The sequence below is a fragment of the Pseudomonas simiae genome (genome assembly GCF_000934565.1).
Taxonomy (GTDB): domain Bacteria; phylum Pseudomonadota; class Gammaproteobacteria; order Pseudomonadales; family Pseudomonadaceae; genus Aquipseudomonas; species Aquipseudomonas simiae.
In genome coordinates this window covers 5,441,148-5,461,921 of sequence record NZ_CP010896.1, presented here as the reverse complement: position 1 = coordinate 5,461,921, position 20,774 = coordinate 5,441,148, and the positions used below count along the sequence as shown (strand labels likewise).

Sequence of the window (20,774 nt, the reverse complement as noted above, 5' to 3'; positions counted from 1 at the left end):
ATTAGGTACTCGAGTATCTTTGGCCAGATCACCCGCAGAATCCTTTTTCTAGTAAGGGTCTCCAGCAGCGCAATTATTTAATCATAACGCTGCTTCGCTATCTGGGCATTAGGCGGGGCGAACTGCTCAATTTGCGGGTAGAGGACGTAGATTTCAGTCAGGGTGTGATCAAAATCGTTAGACGTGCGGACAGCCCGCTGGACAGTCGCCGAAATCAACCGTTGGTTAAGACCGCGCAGCGTGTGAGCGCAGGGCGTGACGTAGTGATCGCCAGCCAGACCGAACAGGACGACTACGCCTATCAGCGGCGGCGCATCAGCGGCACCGAGCAAACCATCCTGCAACATGCGTCGACGGTGGAGGTTGGCGGCCACATGGCCATTGAGGCCCGGCGCGATATTGCGGTTATTGCCAGCACCGTTAGTGCTGCCAAGAACCTGAGCGTTGAAGCGGGTGAAAACGTGTCGCTTATTTCTGCGGCCAATGAGCAACACGAGTATTCGAAAGGCAAAAAAGGCAATACTAAAACCACGACCCAACTGGACAACGTGACCCAGCAAACCGCTCAGCTAAACGCTGGCGGTAACTTGGTTGCTATTGCAGGTACCGACCTGACCCTGGTTGCCAGCAAAATCAGCGCCGGCAACGAAGCCTATATTCAGGCGGGTGAGGAGTTGAAGCTGTTGGCCGCGCAAGACAGTCATTACTCGTTGTATGACATGAATAAAAAGGGCAGTTGGGGTAGCAAGAAAACTCAGCGTGATGAGGTGACCCAGGTCACCCATGTGGGCAGCGAGATCAAAGCCGGTTCGAGCATGATGCTCGAAAGTGGCAGTAATCAGCTGTTTCAAGCGGCAAAGCTCCAGAGTGGGGGGGACATTGCGATTGTCAGCGGTGGCTCGGTGACATTTGAGGCGGTTAAAGACTCGCGGCAGGAGAGTCACGAAAAGAGTAAGAGCGATATGGCGTGGAACAGTGCCAAAGGTGAAGGCAGTACTGACGAGACATTACGTCAGACCTTGATGGTGGGGCAGGGGCAACTCGCTATTCGCGCCGCCGGTAAGATCAATATAGACCTCAAGCAGATTGACCAAAAAACTGTCAGCCAGACGATTGATGCAATGGTTCAAGCCGAGCCTCAGCTTGCCTGGATCAAAGTAGCTGAAGCCAATGGGCAAGTTGATTGGCGAATGGTCAAGGAGATCCACGACAGCTGGGACTATAAGCAATCGGGATTAGGTGCCGCACCCGCGCTGATTATTTCGATTGTCGCCAGCATCTACCTGGGGCCCCTCGCGGGGGCTATGGCTAGCAACTTTGCGGTTGGGACAATCAATGGCGGCGGTGATATTGGTGCGGGACTGAAAGCGGCCACCAGTAAAGATGCGATCAAGGGTTACGCGACGCAAATGGTCACTAGCGGAGTCCTGGCCGGAATAGACACCGCTGTCGGTGGTTGGAATACCGACGGGGCGTTGATTCTTAACGCGGACGGGGTCAATAACCCTGGTTATAGCAAGAGCATGCTGGACTGGAACACGGTCAGTGACAATGTGCTGCGCAGCACTACCCACGCTTTGGTAGCCGGCAGCATCAATACGGCGATAAACGGCGGTAGCTTGAAGGACAATCTTGGCGCAGCCGCAGTTTCCGAAGGGCTGGACCTGACGGCAGCCTTTGGCAACAAGCAGGTGGGCGATTTGGCTGAGTACCTGAAAATAACCCCAGGGTCGGCACAAAAAGTCTTGATGCATGCTGTATTGGGAGGAGCGTTATCAAGCGCTAAAGGTGGAGACTTCAAGACCGGGGCTTTAGCCGGCGCCGCCTCAGAAGGATTGACAGCTTTCGCAACGGAAAAACTGGGTAACTACCTGGACTCCCGGTTTGCCACGGATACCCAGTTCCGGGTAGGCACCGCTCAACTCGTCGGCGTTTTGGCGGGTGCTCTAGTCAACGGTGATCCTGCAACCGCTAGCTGGGTAGCCGGAAACGCAAAAAAATATAATGATGAGTTTCATATTGGTGGGCCCGCCATTGCGGGGGCTGTGAGTGCAGGTGAAAAAGTGCTTAAAGAGGGTGGAACGCCAGACCAGGCTACCGCTGCAATGAGTTCGCACCTGAGGGGCGATGGTTTTGATGGGCCAATGCCTGCCAATGGACTTGTACAAGCATGGTCAATCGGTGTTGGTCTGCCCCTGGCGGCAGTTGAAGCACCTGCTGTAGGGATAGGAGGGCTGGTAGCGGGTGCCTTGATTTCCGGCGGCGCAAATTTCGGCTATCAGCTATCGACGGGTAAGGACGTTAACTATACCGATGTATCCATCGCCGCGACGGTTGGAGGATTAACGCAAGGGAAGGGGTTCTGGCTGACTCAAGGATACGGATTGAGCGGCGCTTATTTGGGCAGTGTAATCAAGGGCGAGGATGCGAAGTATTCGTTGCTGGGCTCTGTGCTAGGCACTGCAATAGGTTATAAATCCGGAAATGTGATCACAGGGCAGTTGAAACCATTAATAGGAAATACTGCGAGCGAAACCTCAGGAGCGGCGACAGGTTCTGTATTGTCTGAAATTGTCAGCGGTGGTGTATCTAATATGGGAAGTAATAAATGAAGCCAAAAACGGTAGGTTGGTACCTATTGGGTACGCTAGTTGTGTATTTTTTTCTGGTTTTTTTTATGGTGGGTATTGTCGGTAATTTACTTGTGGCGACGATTGCATATTTCAAGCTGGGTCATTGGGCGCTTGAGACTGGCGTTATCAATGCCTCTCTGAAAGTCGCTGCTTACTGCGGAGTTCCAGTAGGTGCGGGTATTTGGGTGTTGTCATGGCTGAAAAGTCGTAAAGAAAAAAAAAGGCACTAGTATTTGTGCTATCGGTGGGGAAAAGGGATGAAAGGAAAAGGGGACGGATTTATGTGCGCCAGACAAAGCGTGGTCGCCTGGAATTGACGGCGCAAGCCGTCATGAAATGGCGTAAGAAACCGAGCGGGTACTAACCCCGTCCGGCAAGGACCAGCCATCCACCGGAAGCGAGTCTTGTGTGGTGCTCGGGTAACCGGCACTGCGAAGCTTAGACAGCGAGTGTATAGGCCGTGTAATACAGCCTCGAAATGTCCGCAGCGTGGAAGCCGACGCCTTATAAATAGTGGAAGGCAACATTGAAATACCGCAATGGCTTGGTATTGAAATCCCACCGGGGTCAGAGAGCAGGGCATGTACGCATGAGGGTTTTTCAGGAGCCTGGCCCGTTGTTTTCCTCCATGAGATGACCGGTGAGGAAAGGAGCGGCCGCCAACCTTCCATGGAAAAGGGGACGGATTTTATTTAGTTCCTGTTTTTTAATCTGTTAGCTAAGAAATGGCTTGGCGTATTATTGCTCTTTAATAATTGAGTTTTTTTGCTTGGCAAGCTTGGCTTAGTCAAGCGGGGGTAGTCCATTTAATGCTTTTTGGTGTTCATAAAAATTGTAACGGACGACTTCGCGTCAGTATCCATCAAACCTCTGGGTCCCGTGACTCAGGGGTTTTTTATTGGGTGGGATACAGGCCTTGGCCATGAGGCTATCGAATCCAATCATCCACGGAGCGTCGTTTGGCTTTCTTGCCTGTCAGCAAGATGGGTTTTCCCCAGTCGAACAATGATGTGGATATCCGATGTTTCTTGCCTTTGAACACGGTGCTGAGCATTGCCCGGATATTCTCCAGCAAGGGAGGTTCAAGGTCCGCCTGAAGGGGATAGCCCTGCGGGTAATTTCGCCGTTCGACCCAATACACGATGCGAGAAGTGATGAACAGGGAGAGCATCATCGCGCCCATCGTGAACGGCAGCGTCAAGTACGGTGGGAGGCTCTCGGGCTTGTTCCAGATGACGTCCAGGCCGTAGTCCTGTAGCAGAAGCGCGCCCGCGATGAAGAACCCCGGCAACGTATTGAAGATGAGCAGCAAGCAGGTCAACATCGATAAGCGTTCGAGGAACGGTGCCCTGACTTCCTCCGCCGTATGATCAATCGGACTGTCCTGCCCGATGATTCGCCCTATAACCTTGACTTCGGTCATGGCGTTGCCCGTCACGAAGATGGGCACAATCAGGTACTCACCGGGGTTTATGCAGTCAAAGTCGATGCGTATTGTCGTCGGGCTTGTAATCGTTGCCGCACAGTCGGTCTGGTCTTCGAAAGGGACGGTCTTGGCGCTCACCAGGGTGCAGTCATCGCCGACCTGTATCTGGAGTGGCGCCGATGGCGTCAGGTCAGATTGCACGACTGGTTGATTGCCTTTGTTCCAGATCAACATGCCGATCACGTACACGCCTCTGTGCTGATTGCCTTCTTCATCACATATGCGAAACGGCAGTTCTTTCGGTATCTCAGCCACGATGCCCCTGAGCAACAGGCGCGCCTCCAGGCGTTTATGGGGGAGGTTGGGCTTTCGGCCGAACAGCGTGGTGATCAATCGAACAAGTGCAGTAACCGGGGAGAGAAATTCTCCGAGTGTCATATAGGCCTCCCATCCCTAGGCAAAAAACGAGGTATGTCATCTTCAACGTGTCGTGACTATAAACGCTTTGTACCGGGGAGGCTGTTTTCGGCAAAGCGGACCAGGCGTGCAGCACTCGGTATTTGTCCTCGAGGCTCACACGATTTAGGCTGGCGCCAACGTCAACAAGATGGAAAGCCGCGATGACCTGGTCTGCCAAGCAATACACACTGTTCGAACAGCAGCGCACCCGTCCCGTCCGTGACTTGGTCGCGGCCATTCCGAATGCCGAGGTGCGCAACGCCGTGGATCTGGGCTGCGGCCCCGGTAACTCCACCGAAGTGCTGGCCGAGCGTTTTCCGCAAGCCCATGTCACCGGCCTGGACAGCTCCGACGAAATGCTGGTGGACGCCCGCAAACGGCTGCCGGCACTGAGCTTCGAACTGGCGGATATAGGTGACTGGAAACCTGTGCAAGCCTTCGATGTGATCCTGGCCAACGCGTCCCTGCAATGGTTACCGGACCACGCCATGCTTTACCCGCACCTGGCCCGCCAACTGACGCCCGGTGGCACGCTGGCGGTGCAAACCCCGGACAACCTCGATGAGCCTGCCCACCGGCTTGCCCGCGACGTCGCGGCCGATGGTCCTTGGTCGGCCAAGATCGGCGCGGTCAAACACAACCAGCGTCATACCGCGAGCTACTACTACGAACTGCTGAGCAAGCATTGCAGTACCGTCGATGTGTGGCGCACCACGTATCAGCACCCGTTGGCCGACCACGCGGCGGTGGTGGAGTGGTTCAAAGCATCGGCGCTCAGACCGTTCCTTGCGCCTTTGACCGACGGCGAGAAAGCCGCCTTCCTGCAGGAATATCAGGCGCGGATTACCCAGGCCTATCCAGCCCTGGCGGATGGCACCGTGTTGCTGCCGTTTCCGCGCCTGTTCATCATCGCGACCCGCTGACGCTAAGACGACAAGTGGCGGTCAAGCCGCCGCCGCTTGCGCTTTCAAGTACTCATCTGCCGACACCACACCCGCATAACCAAAGGCCAGCGACGCCATGTACGCCCCATGCACCTGCGCCGCCGGAATCACCTGGCCATTGAACTCCAGGTCCCGTGTCGCGCACGCGTCATGAATCACCGTGACCTTGTAGCCCAGGTCCGCCGCCGCCCGTACCACGCCGTCGATGCACATGTGGCTCATGCTGCCAACCACCACCAGGTCTGTGATGGTGCGTTGTTCCAGCAGTGCGCGCAGGTTGGTTTCGCGAAACGCATTCACAAAGTGTTTAAGCACCACCGGCTCACTGCCTTCGTTCAGCACCTTGGAATGCAGATGCGCCCCTTCGGAGCCTGGCGTGAAGAACGGCGCGTCATCGGACGTGAACTCATGGCGCACATGAATCACCGCATCGCCTGCCTGGCGAAACGCCTGCAGTACTTGCGCGGCCTTGTCTGCCGCGGCGTCCACGCCGTCGAGTGGCCACTTGCCTTGGGGGAAGTAGTCGTTCTGGATATCGATTAGGATGAGCGCTTGCTTGGCCATGTTGTGTTGCCTCGTGATGGGTTGATGGGCCCAGTATCTTAGCTGGCGCCCGCACCGGGGATTGGCTGCGCCGACAATAACAGGGGGAAAACTGACAATGGTGGTCGTCGAGCTGGGCGTGTTGATCTACCAAGGTGCGCAGTTGGCCGCCGTGCATGGCTTGACCGACCTGTTCGGCGTGGCCAACCGCATCGCCGCCGAACATCAATCCGCGCAATTGCCCTTGCTGCGGGTCAGCCATTGGCAGGTGGATGTTACCGGTAAACCGGCGCGCGTATTCAGCAGTCACCCTGGCCCCGAGCAACCGATGATGGCCGTGCTGGTGCCGCCGTCGATTGGTGAATTCACCGAAGACCAGGCGCCCCTCGCGCTGTTGGAGTGGATTCGCCAGCAACACGCGGCGGGTACGGTGTTGGGCGGTGTGTGCATTGGCTCGATCATGCTGGCGCGCAGTGGGTTGCTTGACGGACGTAGTGCCACCACCCATTGGTCTTCTGCCAAATCTTTCGCCGCCCGTTACCCGGCGGTGCGCCTGGAGGCGGATAAGCCCATCGTCGATGACGGCGACCTGATCACCACTGCCGGCTTGATGGCCTGGTCCGAACTCGGCCTGCGCCTGGTCGACCGCCTGATGGGCCCAAGTATCGCGGCCGATACCGCGCGGTTCCTGGTGATCGAACACAGCGACAGTGCCAGCCAATGCGGCAGTAACTTTGCGCCGATTCTCGGCCACGGCGACGCGGCCATCCTCAAGGTTCAGCACTGGTTGCAGGCCAGCGGCGCGGTGGATGTTTCCCTGGCCGCGATGGCCCGGGAAGCCGGTTTGGAAGAGCGCACCTTCCTACGGCGCTTTCGCAACGCCACGGGTTTGAAACCCACCGAATACTGTCAGCACTTGCGCGTGGGCAAGGCGCGGCAGATGCTGGAATTCACTAACGGTACCATCGACCATATCGCCTGGACTGTGGGTTACCAGGACCCGAGTGCCTTTCGCGCCACCTTCAAGAAGATCACCGGCCTGGCGCCCAGCGATTACCGCAGCCGTTTCGGCGTGTGAATCGTGCAGAACGCCGCCGCATCAGAAGGGCGTCGTGCAGAAAAGAGCAGGCCAACTGCCATCGGTTTTTCAGCAACTGGTTGATTTGAAAGTATTCCTGCCCGAGAGCGCCTTGGCCTGATCTCTGCAACGTTCTGTATACACACATGGCGGGATGGCCAAGGGGGACGCATGACCCCGATTCAACGCAAGAAGCTGGTAGTCGCTCACTCCACACGTGAGGGCGCGCCCCTGCATGAAATCGAAACCAACCGCGCCCTGGCGCGCTGGCTGGCGCAGATCCTCGCGCTCAAGTTCGGTGGCAGTTATGACGCTGATCTGCACGCGGGGCTGGCGCTGTACCTGCTGCCCACACAAACTCTGGTCGGCCCGGCCCAGGCGCGAGCGCTCAATATCACGGGGCCGCAGGATTTGTGGGGCGGGTACGTTGACCAAGATTTCATCTGCACCAAAGCCATCAGCCATGGTTTGCTCGGCCCTGAAGCCAAAGCGCCCGAAGGTTGGTCGGCACTGTTCTGCGAGCGTGTCCGTAAAGTCGTGCTGGACGGCTTGAGCGTTTTCGCACTGGAAGACGCGCGCCCAGCCGCCACGCGCTTGCTCTACAGTGGACCCATCCGTTTGAAACCCGTGCACGCCTGCGCGGGCCGAGGGCAGGAAGTTATCCACAGCCTGGATGAATTCGAAGCGGTGCTGGCGCGACCTGATGCCGCGAAACTCTTTAGCGAAGGCGTGGTGCTGGAGCAAGACCTGCACGACGTGGTCACCCACAGCGTCGGCCAGAGCTTTATCGGTGATTACGTGTTCAGCTACTGCGGCGAGCAATACCTGACGCAAGACGGGCAGGGCGAAGACGTTTACGGTGGCTCCAACCTGCTGGTGGTGCCGGGTTACTACGAAGACCTGTTACAGCTCCAACTGCCCGACGACGTACGCGAAGCCATCAAACAAGCCCAGGTCTTCGATACGGCTGCCGATGAAGCCTACCCTGGCTTCTATGCATCGCGGCGCAACTATGACATTGCCCAGGGTCTCGACAGCGACGGCCAGCGCCGCAGTGGTGTGCTCGAACAATCCTGGCGGATGGGCGGGGCCAGCAGCGCGGAAGTCGCGGCGCTACAAAGTTTTATCAACAACCCTGGCCTGCGTGCGATCCATGTGTCCTCCGTGGAAACCTATGTGGACCAACCGTTGCCGGCCGATGCCATCGAGGTGTATCGCGGCCCGGCGGAAAACAGCGAGTTTCTTCTCAAGTACGTGACGGTTAAATCTTATGACGGCTAGAAGCGAAAGCATTGCGATCGATATTGACGACGAACAGATGAGCGGCACCTTCCTGAGCCCCAAATCCAAAGTGCCCGGCGTGTTGTTTGTGCACGGTTGGGGCGGTAGCCAGGAGCGAGACCTTGAGCGCGCCAAAGGCATCGCCGGCTTGGGCTGTGTCTGCCTGACCTTCGACCTGCGCGGGCACGCTGGCACGGGCATTCCATTGTCGCGCGTCACCCGCGAAGACAACCTGCGCGACCTGCTGGCGGCCTATGACCGGCTGTTGGCGCACCCGGCCATCGACACCTCGGCGGTCGCGGTGGTGGGCACCAGTTACGGTGGCTACCTCGCGGCGATTCTCACCTCACTGCGCCCGGTGCGCTGGCTGGCGCTGCGCGTGCCGGCGCTGTACCGCGATCATGAGTGGCTCAAGCCCAAGCGTGATCTGGACAAGGCCGACCTGATGGATTACCGCAGCACCTTGGTCCACGCCGAAACCAATCGCGCCTTGCACGCGTGTTCGGCGTTTACCGGGGATGTCTTGATCGTTGAGTCGGAAACCGATGACCACGTGCCCCATGCCACCATCATGAGTTACCGCGCGGCGTGCCAGCAGACTCACTCCCTGACCCATCGCATCATCGACGGCGCCGACCATTCCCTCAGCGATCCGGTGTCCCAGCAAGCGTACACCTCAATCCTGGTGGACTGGATCACCGAGATGGTGGTGGGCGAGCGGTTGAGCATCATCCAATCCCAGTAAGCGTTCAGGCGGGTGTTTTTTTCACCCGCAACGCCTTTGCCTTCGCCTCCACGCCCAGATACATCACCAGTGCGATCAGCAGCGGCACAATAAAGTAGATGGCCCGATACGCAATCAACCCGGCCAGTAAGCTGCCCCGCGACGCTTCATGCTGCAACAGCGCAATAAAGACCGCTTCGAGCACACCCAGCCCGGCCGGAATATGGGTCAGCACCCCGGCAATCGCGCTGATCAACAACACGCCCAGCACCAGCGGATAGTCCAGCTTGGCCGGCAACAGGGTGAAGATCACCGCGGCCATCAGCGACCAATTCAACGCGCCCAGCATCAACTGCAGGCACGCCATGCGCACCGATGGCAGGTTGATTTCCATGCCGCGAATCGTCCACGCGCGTTTCTTCGAAAACTGGCAGGCCAGTAGATAGCCGAGGCTGGCCAGTACCAACAATGCGCCAATGCCTTGCAATGCGGTGGTGCTGACTTTCCATCCCGGCGGCATGGTCACCAGGCCGCTGCTGAACACCACCCCGGCAATCGCCATGTAGCCAAACCAATTGGTGGCCAGGCTCAGACCGAGGATCTTGGCGATATTGCTGGTGCTCACCCCTAGTCGCGAATACAGCCGATAACGCATGGCAATGCCGCCGACCCACGCGCTCAGATTGAGGTTGAAGGCGTAGCTGATGATGCCCACCGGCAGGATCTGCTTCCACACCAGGTTCTGACGGATGTAGGTGCGGCCGATCAAGTCGAAGCTGGCGTACACCAGAAAACTGCACAGTGTCAGTGCACCTGCAATCACCAGTGTGCGCACCTTGAAGTCGCCCAGGGTTTGCACCACTTCGCTCCAATCGATACGCCGCGCGAGCAGGGTGAACAACACGATCAGCACCAGGAAGAAGGCGATGGTCAGCGGTTTCTTCCAGCGTTTGAACCTGGATTCAGTGGTCATTGGCCTGGCTCTCAATCGGTTTCAAACGTGGCTTGTGCGCGGGCAGCCAACCCGTCAACGCAGGGAAATGGCGCATCACATGAAACACCAGAAAACCCACCGTCAATCGCCAGAGCCACAGGCGCGGCTTGCGGTTTTCCGGCATGGTCTGGCAGTGGTCGCGGGCGAGTATCTCCAGGCGTTTGTAGAGCTGTTGATTGAATCCGCGGTCGCGAATCAATACGTTGGCTTCCAGGTTCAGCGACAGGCTCAACGGGTCCAGATTGCTCGACCCCACGGTGCTCCATTCGTCATCCACCAACGCGACTTTGCCGTGCAGCGGGCGCTGGCAATATTCGTGGATCACCACGCCATCCTTGAGCAGGTAGTCGTAGAGCATCCGCGCCGCCAGTTTGGCCAGCAGGACGTCTGGCTGGCCCTGCATGATCAGTTGCACGTGCACGCCCCGGCGCGCGGCGTTGCGGATTTCGCGCAGCAGGCGATAGCCTGGGAAGAAGTAGGCGTTGGCAATCACCGCGCGTTTTTGTGCCTTGCTCAGCGCGTGGATATACGCCTCTTCGATGTCATCGCGATGCTGTACGTTGTCCCGATAAATCAGGCGCACCAGGCCATCGCCCTTGTCGGTGGACCACAACGAAGGCCGCTGCTGGCGCCGCCGCCAGCCACGTCGCGTGCGGACCTGGCGACCGCTTTGCGCCAGGGCGAAGTGATGCAGGTCAGCCACGGCGGGGCCTATTACCTGCACCGCGTAATCCTGCTTGGCTTCGGGGCCGAAATCCCCCAGGTGATCGGCGGAGAAATTGATCCCGCCGATAAACGCCACTTCAGCGTCCACCACCACAATCTTGCGGTGCAGGCGGCGAAACCAATTGGTGCGAAAACCCAGGGTCTTGGATGCGGGGTCAAACATTTGCACCGTGACCCCGGCGGCCGCCAGTTCGCCGAGAAACGTTGGGCTCAGTTCGCCACAACCAAAACCGTCCAGGCTGACCACTACCTTGACCCCACGCTCTGCGGCCTCGATCAAGATGCCCTGCAGCTCATGGCCTACCTTGTCTTCGAAGAGGATGAAGGTCTCCAGCAGAATCTCCCGTCGGGCCGCGCGCAGGGCTTCGAACACCTTGGGAAAATAGGCCTCGCCGTTCTCCAGCAACTCAATCTGGTTGCCACTCTGCCAGCCGTAATCCAGGTCGCGAGCCTTGGCTTCGTCCGGCGGCTGGTCGGTGGAGATATGTTCCACGGCCACGTTCATAGCTCGATCTCCACCGAGAGCGGTACATGGTCGGACAGGTGGGACCAAGGCCGAGTCGTCAGCACCCTAGGGTTATGCACCTTCAGATTGCGCACATAAATCCGGTCCAGCGCCAGCAACGGCAGGCGCGCCGGGAAGGTGCGCGCAGGTTTGCCCATGGATTCAATAAACACCTCCTTCAAGCCGGCCTTGCTCAGGTCGGCCTTTTGTCGCCAATCGTTGAAATCACCGGCGACCACCAGCGGCGCGTCGGCCGGGATCTCGCTGATGCGCTGTTCGATCAGGCGTAATTGCTGCTGGCGGTGTACCTCGCGCAAGCCCAGGTGGATGCAAATCGCATGTATCTCCTGGCCGGTACCTGGCATACGCAGCACGCAATGCAGCAGGCCACGGTTTTCATGGCCGCTTTGGGAGATATCGAGGTTGTCATGGCGCACGATCTGGAATTTCGACAGCAGCGCATTGCCGTGGTCGCCATGGGGATAGACGGCATTGCGCCCGTAGGCGAACTGCGGCCAGATGCTGTCGGCGAGGAACTCGTACTGCGGCATGTTCGGCCAGTCACTGAAGCGCTGGGGGTGGCGTTCGTGGGTGCCGTGGATTTCCTGGAGGAACACCATGTCGGCGCCCACGCTGCGCACCGCTTCACGCAGCTCGGGCAGGATGAAACGTCGGTTCAGGGCAGTGAAGCCCTTGTGGATATTGACCGTCAGCACCGTGAAGCGAGTGATGGCGACGCTGGGGGTGATGGGCACCCAGTCGGGGATCGCAGCCATGATTGCTCCTGTGGAAGAAGTGGGGGCCTGGCCCCCTGTTTATGGCTGACTGTGATTTTTGGCTGAAAGTTTCCAGCGTCCTACAGACGGCATAAAGATGCCGCTGAAGGGGAACGATCAACGCCCAAACCCGTCAGTTCCTTACAGACCCTTCTGAAGGAGCCCGGTGTTTTGCTGAATCTAAAGACTGCATTACTGCTCGGCGCGCTGCTGTTCTGCGGCAGTGGCGCGCTACAGGCTGCGGCCACGGCGCCTGAACCTGAAGCGCCGGCGAAGCCGGAATTGCTGGTGGAGGGCGGTTTGCTGGGGGCGATCAGTTCCAGCATTGATGACGTACAGCAAAAGCTCGATCTCAATCAGAACCTGATCGATGAGTGGCGCCTGCGGGCGGACCGAGCGGCCAATGAGGTCGGGCGGTTGGTCAATCAGACGGCTGCGCGCTCACCCTGGAGCGTGGCGGGGGATTTCCTGTTGCTGTCCGGCGTGTGGTGCGGGGCTTTTGTGGTGCTGACGCTCCTGGGGCGGTTTATCGTGCAGCGCTTGGGCCGTCGCACTTTCTTCGAGCGGCGCGAGCGCCTGCTGGCAGTGCTCGGGTACGTGATTCCCTATACGATTCCTGCGCTGATTTGCCTGCCGCTGACCCTGTATGTCAGCCACTTTTTACCCACCTCCATAGGTCGCGCGCTGGCGCTGTGTTTTGCCTACGCCACCAGCAGCGGCATTTTTTCCACCTCGATGCTGTTGTGCGTCATTGTCATGTTCAATGTCGGACACAAGCGCCCGGCGGTTCGGATTATTCGCAGCTACTGCCCCAAACCGCTGTTCCTGATCGGCTTTCTCGCGGCCCTCAGCGATGCGTTGACCAGCCCCCAGATCGCTCGCCAGCTCGGTGGCAATATCACCAGCAGTATCGCGGTGTTTACCGGTTTGTTCGCGGCGGTGATCTTCGGCGTGCTGGTGGTACGACTGCGTCGGCCGGTGGCTCATCTGATTCGTAACCGGCCGTTGGCCCAACGCCTCAAACATCCGGCGTTGCAGCAATCACTGCGGGTGTTTTCCGGGTTGTGGTATTGGCCGATTCTGCTGATGGTGCTGGTCTCGGCAATCAACCTGATCGGCGCCGGCGACGATAATCAGAAGACCCTGCGTTGCGCGCTGTTCACCACGATCCTGCTGATCGGCACGGTGTTTCTCAGCACGGTGTTGCAACACCTGTTCAAGTCGCGCAGCCAGGTGGCGATCCAGCGCAGCAGTGCCTACAAGGAACGCTTCCTCAGCCTGTTGCACGCGATCCTGCGTATTGTCATGGCCATCGCGTTTATCGAGATCCTCGGGCGGATCTGGGGGGTGTCGCTGTTCGAATTCGCCCAACGCAATTCGGTGGGTCGGGCGATCAGTGATTCTCTCAGCAGCATCGGCCTGATCCTGCTGATGACCTGGCTGTTCTGGGTGGTGCTCGACACGGCTATCCAGGAAGCGTTGAAACCGCCGGTCAACAAACGCTCCAGTCGCCAGCCCAGCACACGGGTGAAAACCATCCTGCCGCTGCTGCGCAATGCGGTGAAGATCATTCTGGTGGTGATCTGCGCGATCACTACCATGGCCAATCTCGGGATCAACGTCGCGCCGCTGCTGGCCGGTGCCGGGGTGGTCGGCCTGGCCATTGGTTTCGGCTCGCAACAACTGGTGCAGGACGTGATCACCGGGCTGTTCATCATCATCGAAGACACCCTGTCCATTGGCGACTGGGTGGTGCTCGACTCGGGCCACGCCGGTACCGTCGAAGGCCTGACGATTCGCACCCTGCGCCTGCGCGATGGCAAGGGCTTTGTGCACTCGGTGCCGTTCGGGCAAATCAAGGCGGTCACCAACCAGTCGCGGCAATTTGCGTATGCGTTCTTCTCGGTGCAGTTCACTTACGACACGGACGTGGACAAGGCGGTGGAGCTGATCCGCGAGGCGGGGCAGTCGATCCGTGATGACGTGTTCCTCAAGTACAACCTGCAAGGGCCGCTGGAGGTGTTTGGCGTCGACAAGATGGACCTTAATGGCGTGGTGCTCACTGCGCAGTTTCGCACGGTGTCGGGCGGGCAATATGCGGTGAGTCGCGCGTTCAACCAGCGCTTGAAAAAGCTTGTGGATAACTGTGGCGAGGTGCATTTCGCGCAGACTTATCCACAGCAGGTCCTGGTGCCTGCGCGGACGGCCCTTGAGCATGAACCTACCGAGGCTGGCGCGAAGATAGTTAATCCGTGACGGTTGCGCTACAAACCCGCAAAATGCAACGATTCTGATAAATACCTAATAACCATCGTTCCATACTGACCGGGCCTGCTCAATCTATGCGAATGCGCCTTATGTTACTGGGCGGCGGGAATGCCCTCGGGCAGGCGCTGATTCGCCTCGGTGCAGAGGAAGACATCGGTTTCCTCGCACCCAAACCGCCCCAAGACGGCTGGGATGCCGCGAGCCTCACCCAATTGCTCGACGACACCCGTCCCGATGCGTTGATCAACCTCGCCTACTATTTCGACTGGTTCCAGGCCGAAGCGGTCAGCGAAACCCGCCTGGCTGGCCAAGAGTTCGCCATCGAGCGCCTGGCCGAGCTGTGCCAGCACCACAACATCACCCTGCTGCAACCGTCCAGCTACCGCGTGTTCGATGGCTCCCGCGCTACCGCCTATAGCGAAAAGGACGAGCCGGTGCCCCTGGGCCTGCGCGGCCAGGCGTTGTGGCGCATCGAGCAAAGTGTGCGCGCCACCTGCCCGCAACATGTGTTGCTACGGTTTGGCTGGCTGCTGGATGACAGCGCTGACGGCACCCTCGGGCGCTTCCTGGCCCGGGCGGAGAAACCGGATGAATTGCTGATGGCGGACGACCGTCGCGGCAATCCGACGCCGGTGGACGATGCCGCGCGGGTGATCATCTCGGTGCTCAAGCAGCTCGATTGTGCGGCGCCGCTGTGGGGCACCTATCACTATGCCGGCCAAGAGGCGACCACGCCGTTGGCGCTGGGCCAGGCGATCCTCACCGAAGCGCGCAGCTACCATCTGCTGGCGATCGAATCCCCCACCGCCCAGGCCCACGCGGCCCGGCCGGATGCGAGCGAAGAACCGCAACACGCGGTGCTCGCCTGCAAGAAAATCCTCCACACCTTCGGCATCAAGCCACGGGCATGGCGGGCCGGGCTGCCGGCGTTGCTGGATCGTTTCTACCGCCACAGCTGAATACACGCAAAACCAAATGTGGGAGCGGCGGTGCGCCGCTCCCACATTGGTTATGCAGTGTTGCTTAGAACTTGTAGCCGATACCCACCATGTAAACCATCGGATCCACGTCCACATTGACCTTGGCGCGGGTGCCTTGGCCTAGGGCATTGTTGTCCACGGTCGCCTTGGTGCTGATGTCGATATAGCGCGCCTGGGCGTTGATCATCCACTTGTCGTTGATCATGTAGTCCGCGCCAATCTGCGCGGCCCAGCCCCAGGAGTTTTCAGCCTTGAAGTTGCTGAAGCCGGCGCCTTGAGCACGGCTGCCGACGTGTTCGTCGTAGATCCAGGTGTAGTTGATACCGGCGCCCACGTACGGCTGGAAGGCCGACTTGTTGTCCAGTGGGTAGTACACGATGCTCAGGGTCGGCGGCAGGTGTTTCAGGGTGCCGAGCTTGCCGTTGGCGGCGCCAAGGGCGGTGTTCTTGATCTTCACATCATGCTCGAACGGCGTCGCGGCCAGCAGTTCGATACCGACGTGGTTGGTCAGCATGTAGGCGAAGTTCAGACCCAGTTGGGTATCGCTGCTCATGGTCGCCTTGCCGCCCAGGTTGGCGCCCGCCAATGGACCCTGGTCAACTTTGACGTGACCGCTGTCCGCCTTCGGGTTCACGGTGATTGCACCGGCACGCACCAGAATGTCACCCGCTTCATGAGCGTGTACGACGGGGGCGACGAGGGCGAGCGCGAAGAGGGACGCGCCGAGCAGAGACTTGTTCATGGGAGCTCCAAAGGACGTTTAAAAGTTGTACGTCCAATGGTAAAGATCGTTCCGCCCGGTCTTTTGACTCAGCTCAATGAAAGGGCGATCAGCGCTATTCCGGCAGTTCGTACATGTAAATCTTCTCGGCTTCCATCTGGTAACCGGCATCGGCCAGCTCGCTGGTGGATGGCTTGACCTGCATCGCGCCTTCGATCCAGTACGGCTGGTACAGCTCATCGAGTTTCACGCCGATTTCGCTTTTGACATGCACGATCTGGTTCGAGGGCGGCGGCGGGACATGGATGCACGCGCCGAAATACGGCACCAGCAAGAACTCGGCGGTGCGCCCGTTTTCGCTGACCTCCAGTGGCACGATGTAGCCGGGCAAGCGAATGTGCTGGCCATTGAGCCCTGGCACCACCGGCGCGTTGGGCATTTCCTGCTTGGCAGCCGGTGCCGACTCCAGGGCATCTGCCATGCCGGAGAGATTGTGCAGCGGTTGCATGTTCGGCACTTCCGGCTCGGCATCCGGTGGGATCAGTTCCGACCAGGTCAGCTCTTTGGGCTCGGCGGCCCAGGCGGGCAGCGCGATCAGCAGAAACAATGCAAACAGGACGCGACGCATCAAGGCCTTCCTCATAAACGTATGGACAGGCCATCGGCCAGGGATTGCCGATAGGCACGCCACGCGGGCACGCTGCCCATCAACAGTGCGGCGGCCAGGATACCGGCGAGCAGCGTCCATTCATATTCGCTCGGCCAGGACATCGGCAGGTCCAGGCCGTAATTGGCCTGCAGATACCCGCGTGAGGCGGCGATGCACACGTAAAGCAAACCAACGCCGGCTACCACGCCGGACAGCGCCAGGGCGAAGGCTTCGAAGATCAGCAACGTCGCGATATGCCAAGGGCGCGCACCTACAGAGCGCAAAATCGCCATTTCGCGGCGGCGTTCGTTGAGGCTGGTGAGGATCGCTGTGAGCATGCCGATCAAGCCGGTAAGCACCACGAACAGCGAGATCACGAACAGCGCTTTTTCGGCGGTGCCCATCATGCTCCATAACTCTTGCAGCGCCACGCCGGGCAGGATCGCCAGCATCGGCTCGCCACGGAACTCGTTGATTTCCCGTTGCAGGGCGAAGGTGGAAATCTTGTTGTTCAGGCCCAGCATGAACGCGGTGATGGCCTGCGGCGTGAGGTCCATGTTGCGCGCCTGGTCGGCACTGATGCGGCCTTTGCCCTGGGCCGGCACGCCGTTGTGCCAGTCGATGTGGATCGCCTCCATGCCGCCGAGGCTGATGTGCAACGTGCGATCCACCGGTGTGCCGGTGCGCTTGAGGATGCCGACTACGGTGAAGGGCTTGTCATCGTGCTTCACCAGGCTGACCACGGCTACGCCGTGGGCCAGCACCAGTTTGTCGCCGAGTTTGTAATGCAACGCGTCGGCGACTTCTGCACCGAGCACCACTTCAAACGGGTCGGTGGCGAAGGCGCGTCCGCTGGCCAGTTCGAGGTTTTGCTTGCGGCCGTATTGGTAATGTTCGAAGTAGGATTCATTGGTGCCCATCACACGGTAGCCGCGATGGGAGTCGCCGAGGGAAATCGGGATCGCCCATTTCACCTGAGGGCTGGCGGCGAAATGCTCGAAGCTGTCCCAGCGGATGTTGTTGGTGGCATTGCCAATGCGGAACACCGAGTACAGCAGCAGGTTCACCGAACCTGAGCGCGCACCGACGATCAGGTCGGTGCCGCTGATGGTGCTGGCGAAACTGTTGCGCGCCTCAACGCGCACGCGCTCCACCGCCAGCAACAGGCACACCGACAGGGCGATGGCGAATGCGGTGAGGATCGCGGTAAAGCGACGGTTAGCCAGGCTGGCCATGGCTAGACGGAACAGATACATCTCAAACCTCTGCGGGCGTGGCGGCGCGATTGAGTTCGGCCAGCGACAGGTTGCGGTCGAACAGCGAAGCCAGGCTCTGGTCATGGCTGACAAACAACAGGCTGGCGCCGGCTTCACGGCATTCGGCAAACAACAGCTGTAGGAAGGCTTCGCGGGCGTCGTGGTCCAAGGCCGAGGTGGGTTCGTCGGCGATCACCAGTTCCGGTTGGCCGATCAACGCACGGGCGGCGGCCACCCGCTGCTGCTGGCCGATGGAAAGTGAGTCGGCGCGGCGCTCCAGCAGGGATTTGTCTTTCAATCCCAGGTGCGCGAGTAAAGCGGCGGCGGCCTGGTCGACACTGCCATGGCGCTGTTTCGCCCGTTGCGCACGCAGTGTGGAAAAGTGGCAGGGCAACTCGACGTTCTCGCGTACCGAGAGGAATGGCAGCAGGTTGAACTGCTGGAAAATGTAGCCGGTGTGGTCGACGCGAAAACGATCGCGCGCGCCAGCCGAAAGCTCGGTCAGTTCTTGGCCGAGCAGGCGGATATTGCCCCGGCTGGGTTTCTGCACCCCGCCAAGCAGGCCCAGCAATGTGGTTTTGCCACTGCCGCTCGGGCCCTTGAGAAACAGGGTTTCTCCTGCTTCCAGGCGGAACGCAGGGATGTCCAGCAACTGTGGGTGATTGGGCCAGTTGAAGCCCAGGTCAGACAGTTCGATCAATGCGTGGGTCATGGGAAATCAGTATTGCCTGGTGGTGGAAAATGACGCCGATCCATTGTGGGAGCTGGCTTGCCTGCGATGCGGGCGACTCGGTTTTTGCAGACAGACCGAGGCGATCCCTTCGCAGGCAAGCCAGCTCCCACAGCCAAATCAGAACTTCAGGGTGGCTGCTGTGGCCGTTGCGTCAACCCCTTGCTGGCCACTCGGGCCGATCAGTTGTACCTGAATTTTCTGGGTGGCGGGGAAGGTCTTGAACACCTGGGTCAGGTCGAGGTTGCTCAAGGCCGTCGGCGTGGCGCAGGTGAATTGGTAGTGGGCGTGGATTTCGCTGTGGTCGTGATGGTGTTCGTGGGCGGCCGCGCCTTTGCCGTCGGTGGCGTGGTCATCATCGTCATCATGGTCGGCCTCGGGCTTGTCGCCGAACAGCGGGCTGTTGAGTGCCTGGCTGCTGACCACACAACCGGCGGCTTTAGGCAGGTTGAACAGGGCGACAGGGTTTTCCAGCTGTTTGCGCACGGCGGCGACCTTGGCTTTGTCTGCCGGGGTGGTGGCCAGGTGTTCGAAACCCACCAGGTTCATTGCCGGGCTATCCAGCTCCAGCTCCAGGGCCTGGCCGTCGAGCACCGCGTTGAGACGGCCCACGCCGTGTTCATGGGCACCAAGGCTAGGGTGTTCATGGTCGTGATCATCATGAGCGTGGGCAACCGCCAATGGCAGCAGGGCAAACGGCAAAGCAAGCAACAGACGGCGCATGAGAAGGCTCCAGAACATGAAAGTTTTGTTATGTGATCTTATAACAATGTGCCCAGAGTTTGACCGCCCGCTTGGCGTTGCGCAAGCCGCATGGGAGCATGCCTGTCAGAAAACTGCAGGAGTAAGGACGATGTTGCGAATTCGTGGAACCGTCGGCGACCTGCCGGTGGATTTGACCCTGGAGCTGGACGACGGCGACTGGGCGCGGCTCGGCGCACAGTTGCAGGCGACGCCCGTGGCCAGCGCGACGGCTGCGCCGGTGGCTCCGGTCAAACACAATGATGATCTATGGCAGAGTGCCCAGGACCTGTTGCGCGAGGCAGGGCAACTCAGTGGCCTGGAGCTGCTTGACCAGTTGGAAGGCTTGGCCGGCGACGCTTCGGCGGGCAAGCGTCTGTTGGTGCGCCTGCGCCATAGCGCCCAGGTGAAGGTTGCCAGCGGCGGGGATACGCCGCTGTACAGCTGGGTCGGCGATTAGTACAGCGCGGCAAATAACTTGCGGCGGTACACGGTCACCAGTGGGTGATCGTTGCCCAGCAGTTCGAACACCTGCAGCAAGGCCTTGTGCGGCAGGCCTTCGCTGTAGCTGCGGTTGCGGATGAACAGCTTGAGCAAACCTTCCAGCGCCGCGTCGTACTGCTGACGCGCCAGTTGCTGGATCGCCAGTTGATAGGCGGCTTCGTCGTCCTGCGGGTTTTGCGCCAGGCGGCTTTTCAGGTCGGCGGCGTCCGGCAGGTCGGCAGCCTGACGCAGGAAGGTGATCTGTGCCTTCGCACCGGCGAGGGCGGCTTTGTGGTCGTCGCTTTTAACCGCGTCCAGCACGGTCTGGGCTTCGCCCAATTCACCGCGTTCGGCCAGGCAGCGTGCGTACAGGATCAGCGCCGCAGCGTTGGTATTGTCCTCGCCCAACAGCGCCACCAACACCGCTTCGGCATCGCTGATGCGACCTTCGGCAAACAAGGCCTGGGCCTGCTCCAACGGATTCGCCGCCGCCGGTGGTGGCATCTGTACATGGGGCTCCAACAGCGCCCGCACCGCCGACTCCGGCTGCGCCCCGGCAAACCCGTCCACCGGCTGGCCATCCTTGAACAGCACCACCGTCGGCAGGCTTTGAATGCCAAAACGCGCGACGATGTCCTGCTCGGCCTCGCAATCGACCTTGGCCAACAGCAACTCGCCCTGATAACTCTCGGCAATCTTCGCGAGCATCGGCATCAACGCCTTGCAGGGCGCGCACCACTCGGCCCAGAAATCCACCAGCACGGGTTTCTCGAAGGAGTTCTGGATTACCGCCTGGTCGAACGTGGCAGTGGTGACATCGAAGATGTACGGCGTGGGTTCACTCATCGGGCGTCTCG

The 20,774-nt window shown here is 59.6% G+C and carries 20 protein-coding genes; 9 read left to right on the top strand and 11 right to left on the bottom strand.

Annotated elements, in window-relative coordinates; genetic code table 11:
- Nucleotides 1-263: 263 nt before the first annotated feature.
- Both PF1751_RS24820 and PF1751_RS29035 read left to right on the top strand, forming a co-directional pair.
- A complete protein-coding gene (locus tag PF1751_RS24820) occupies nt 264-2,612 on the top strand; it encodes a DUF637 domain-containing protein (RefSeq protein WP_226994531.1) in 2,349 nt (782 codons plus the stop codon).
- On the top strand, nt 2,609-2,863 hold the full coding sequence (locus PF1751_RS29035) for a hypothetical protein (protein WP_069673118.1): 255 nt from the start codon (nt 2,609-2,611) through the stop codon (nt 2,861-2,863). Before PF1751_RS24820 ends, PF1751_RS29035 begins: the two co-directional genes overlap by 4 nt.
- 698 nt (nt 2,864-3,561) lie before the next feature.
- Here PF1751_RS29035 and PF1751_RS24815 read toward each other — a convergent pair.
- Nucleotides 3,562-4,497: a hypothetical protein gene (locus tag PF1751_RS24815; RefSeq protein ID WP_044287963.1), complete on the bottom strand. Its 936-nt coding sequence runs from the start codon at nt 4,495-4,497 to the stop codon at nt 3,562-3,564.
- A 182-nt stretch (nt 4,498-4,679) separates the two neighbouring features.
- Here PF1751_RS24815 and tam point away from each other — a divergent pair, with 182 nt between their 5' ends.
- Nucleotides 4,680-5,441 carry a trans-aconitate 2-methyltransferase gene (tam, locus tag PF1751_RS24810; protein ID WP_044287962.1) on the top strand — a complete coding sequence of 254 codons (762 nt, stop codon included), beginning with the start codon at nt 4,680-4,682 and terminating at the stop codon, nt 5,439-5,441.
- A 21-nt stretch (nt 5,442-5,462) separates the two neighbouring features.
- Here tam and PF1751_RS24805 read toward each other — a convergent pair whose 3' ends face one another.
- Nucleotides 5,463-6,026 (bottom strand): cysteine hydrolase family protein, encoded by a 564-nt coding sequence (locus tag PF1751_RS24805; RefSeq protein WP_042570818.1) that lies wholly within the window; start codon nt 6,024-6,026, stop codon nt 5,463-5,465.
- 97 nt (nt 6,027-6,123) lie between these two features.
- On the opposite strand from PF1751_RS24805, the gene PF1751_RS24800 reads away from it, so the two are divergent.
- From PF1751_RS24800 to PF1751_RS24790, 3 genes are all read left to right on the top strand, one after another.
- Nucleotides 6,124-7,083: a GlxA family transcriptional regulator gene (locus tag PF1751_RS24800; protein ID WP_010206866.1), complete on the top strand. Its 960-nt coding sequence runs from the start codon at nt 6,124-6,126 to the stop codon at nt 7,081-7,083.
- Between the two features lie 171 nt (nt 7,084-7,254).
- Entirely contained in the window at nt 7,255-8,364 is a 1,110-nt protein-coding gene (locus PF1751_RS24795) for a DUF3182 family protein (protein ID WP_044287961.1), read from the top strand.
- A complete protein-coding gene (locus PF1751_RS24790; protein WP_010206862.1) occupies nt 8,354-9,109 on the top strand; it encodes an alpha/beta hydrolase family protein in 756 nt (251 codons plus the stop codon). Before PF1751_RS24795 ends, PF1751_RS24790 begins: the two co-directional genes overlap by 11 nt.
- Nucleotides 9,110-9,113: 4 nt before the next feature.
- Here PF1751_RS24790 and PF1751_RS24785 read toward each other — a convergent pair whose 3' ends face one another.
- From PF1751_RS24785 to PF1751_RS24775, 3 genes are read right to left on the bottom strand one after another with little or no spacing between them, the layout of a single operon-like run.
- Nucleotides 9,114-10,061: a lysylphosphatidylglycerol synthase domain-containing protein gene (locus PF1751_RS24785; protein ID WP_010206861.1), complete on the bottom strand. Its 948-nt coding sequence runs from the start codon at nt 10,059-10,061 to the stop codon at nt 9,114-9,116.
- The gene (gene clsB, locus PF1751_RS24780; protein WP_010206860.1) at nt 10,051-11,313 is read right to left on the bottom strand and encodes a cardiolipin synthase ClsB; all 1,263 of its coding nucleotides are present in this window, start codon (nt 11,311-11,313) and stop codon (nt 10,051-10,053) included. Before clsB ends, PF1751_RS24785 begins: the two co-directional genes overlap by 11 nt.
- Complete coding sequence (locus PF1751_RS24775) at nt 11,310-12,089, bottom strand: endonuclease/exonuclease/phosphatase family protein (protein WP_010206859.1); 780 nt, start codon at nt 12,087-12,089, stop codon at nt 11,310-11,312. Before PF1751_RS24775 ends, clsB begins: the two co-directional genes overlap by 4 nt.
- A gap of 171 nt (nt 12,090-12,260) precedes the next feature.
- On the opposite strand from PF1751_RS24775, the gene PF1751_RS24770 reads away from it, so the two are divergent.
- Together PF1751_RS24770 and PF1751_RS24765 are read left to right on the top strand one after the other, a co-directional pair.
- Nucleotides 12,261-14,345: a mechanosensitive ion channel family protein gene (locus tag PF1751_RS24770; protein ID WP_044287960.1), complete on the top strand. Its 2,085-nt coding sequence runs from the start codon at nt 12,261-12,263 to the stop codon at nt 14,343-14,345.
- 86 nt (nt 14,346-14,431) lie between these two features.
- On the top strand, nt 14,432-15,316 hold the full coding sequence (locus tag PF1751_RS24765; protein WP_010206856.1) for a sugar nucleotide-binding protein: 885 nt from the start codon (nt 14,432-14,434) through the stop codon (nt 15,314-15,316).
- A 64-nt stretch (nt 15,317-15,380) separates the two neighbouring features.
- Here PF1751_RS24765 and PF1751_RS24760 read toward each other — a convergent pair whose 3' ends face one another.
- The 5 genes from PF1751_RS24760 to PF1751_RS24740 all read right to left on the bottom strand — a co-directional run bounded on the left by PF1751_RS24760 (nt 15,381) and on the right by PF1751_RS24740 (nt 19,416).
- Complete coding sequence (locus tag PF1751_RS24760; protein WP_010206855.1) at nt 15,381-16,079, bottom strand: OmpW/AlkL family protein; 699 nt, start codon at nt 16,077-16,079, stop codon at nt 15,381-15,383.
- A 94-nt stretch (nt 16,080-16,173) separates the two neighbouring features.
- On the bottom strand, nt 16,174-16,686 hold the full coding sequence (locus PF1751_RS24755; RefSeq protein WP_044287959.1) for a DUF3299 domain-containing protein: 513 nt from the start codon (nt 16,684-16,686) through the stop codon (nt 16,174-16,176).
- An 11-nt stretch (nt 16,687-16,697) separates the two neighbouring features.
- Nucleotides 16,698-17,963 (bottom strand): ABC transporter permease, encoded by a 1,266-nt coding sequence (locus tag PF1751_RS24750; RefSeq protein ID WP_010206853.1) that lies wholly within the window; start codon nt 17,961-17,963, stop codon nt 16,698-16,700.
- Nucleotide 17,964: 1 nt separating this feature from the next.
- Complete coding sequence (locus tag PF1751_RS24745; protein ID WP_010206851.1) at nt 17,965-18,675, bottom strand: ABC transporter ATP-binding protein; 711 nt, start codon at nt 18,673-18,675, stop codon at nt 17,965-17,967.
- A gap of 138 nt (nt 18,676-18,813) precedes the next feature.
- Entirely contained in the window at nt 18,814-19,416 is a 603-nt protein-coding gene (locus tag PF1751_RS24740; protein ID WP_010206849.1) for a DUF2796 domain-containing protein, read from the bottom strand.
- Nucleotides 19,417-19,546: 130 nt separating this feature from the next.
- Here PF1751_RS24740 and PF1751_RS24735 point away from each other — a divergent pair, with 130 nt between their 5' ends.
- Nucleotides 19,547-19,894 (top strand): hypothetical protein, encoded by a 348-nt coding sequence (locus tag PF1751_RS24735; protein WP_010206848.1) that lies wholly within the window; start codon nt 19,547-19,549, stop codon nt 19,892-19,894.
- Here PF1751_RS24735 and trxA read toward each other — a convergent pair.
- Nucleotides 19,891-20,763, bottom strand: a complete 873-nt coding sequence (trxA, locus tag PF1751_RS24730) for a thioredoxin (RefSeq protein WP_010206846.1) — start codon at nt 20,761-20,763, stop codon at nt 19,891-19,893. The two genes, PF1751_RS24735 and trxA, sit on opposite strands and share 4 nt — an antisense overlap.
- Between the last annotated feature and the right edge of the window lie 11 nt (nt 20,764-20,774).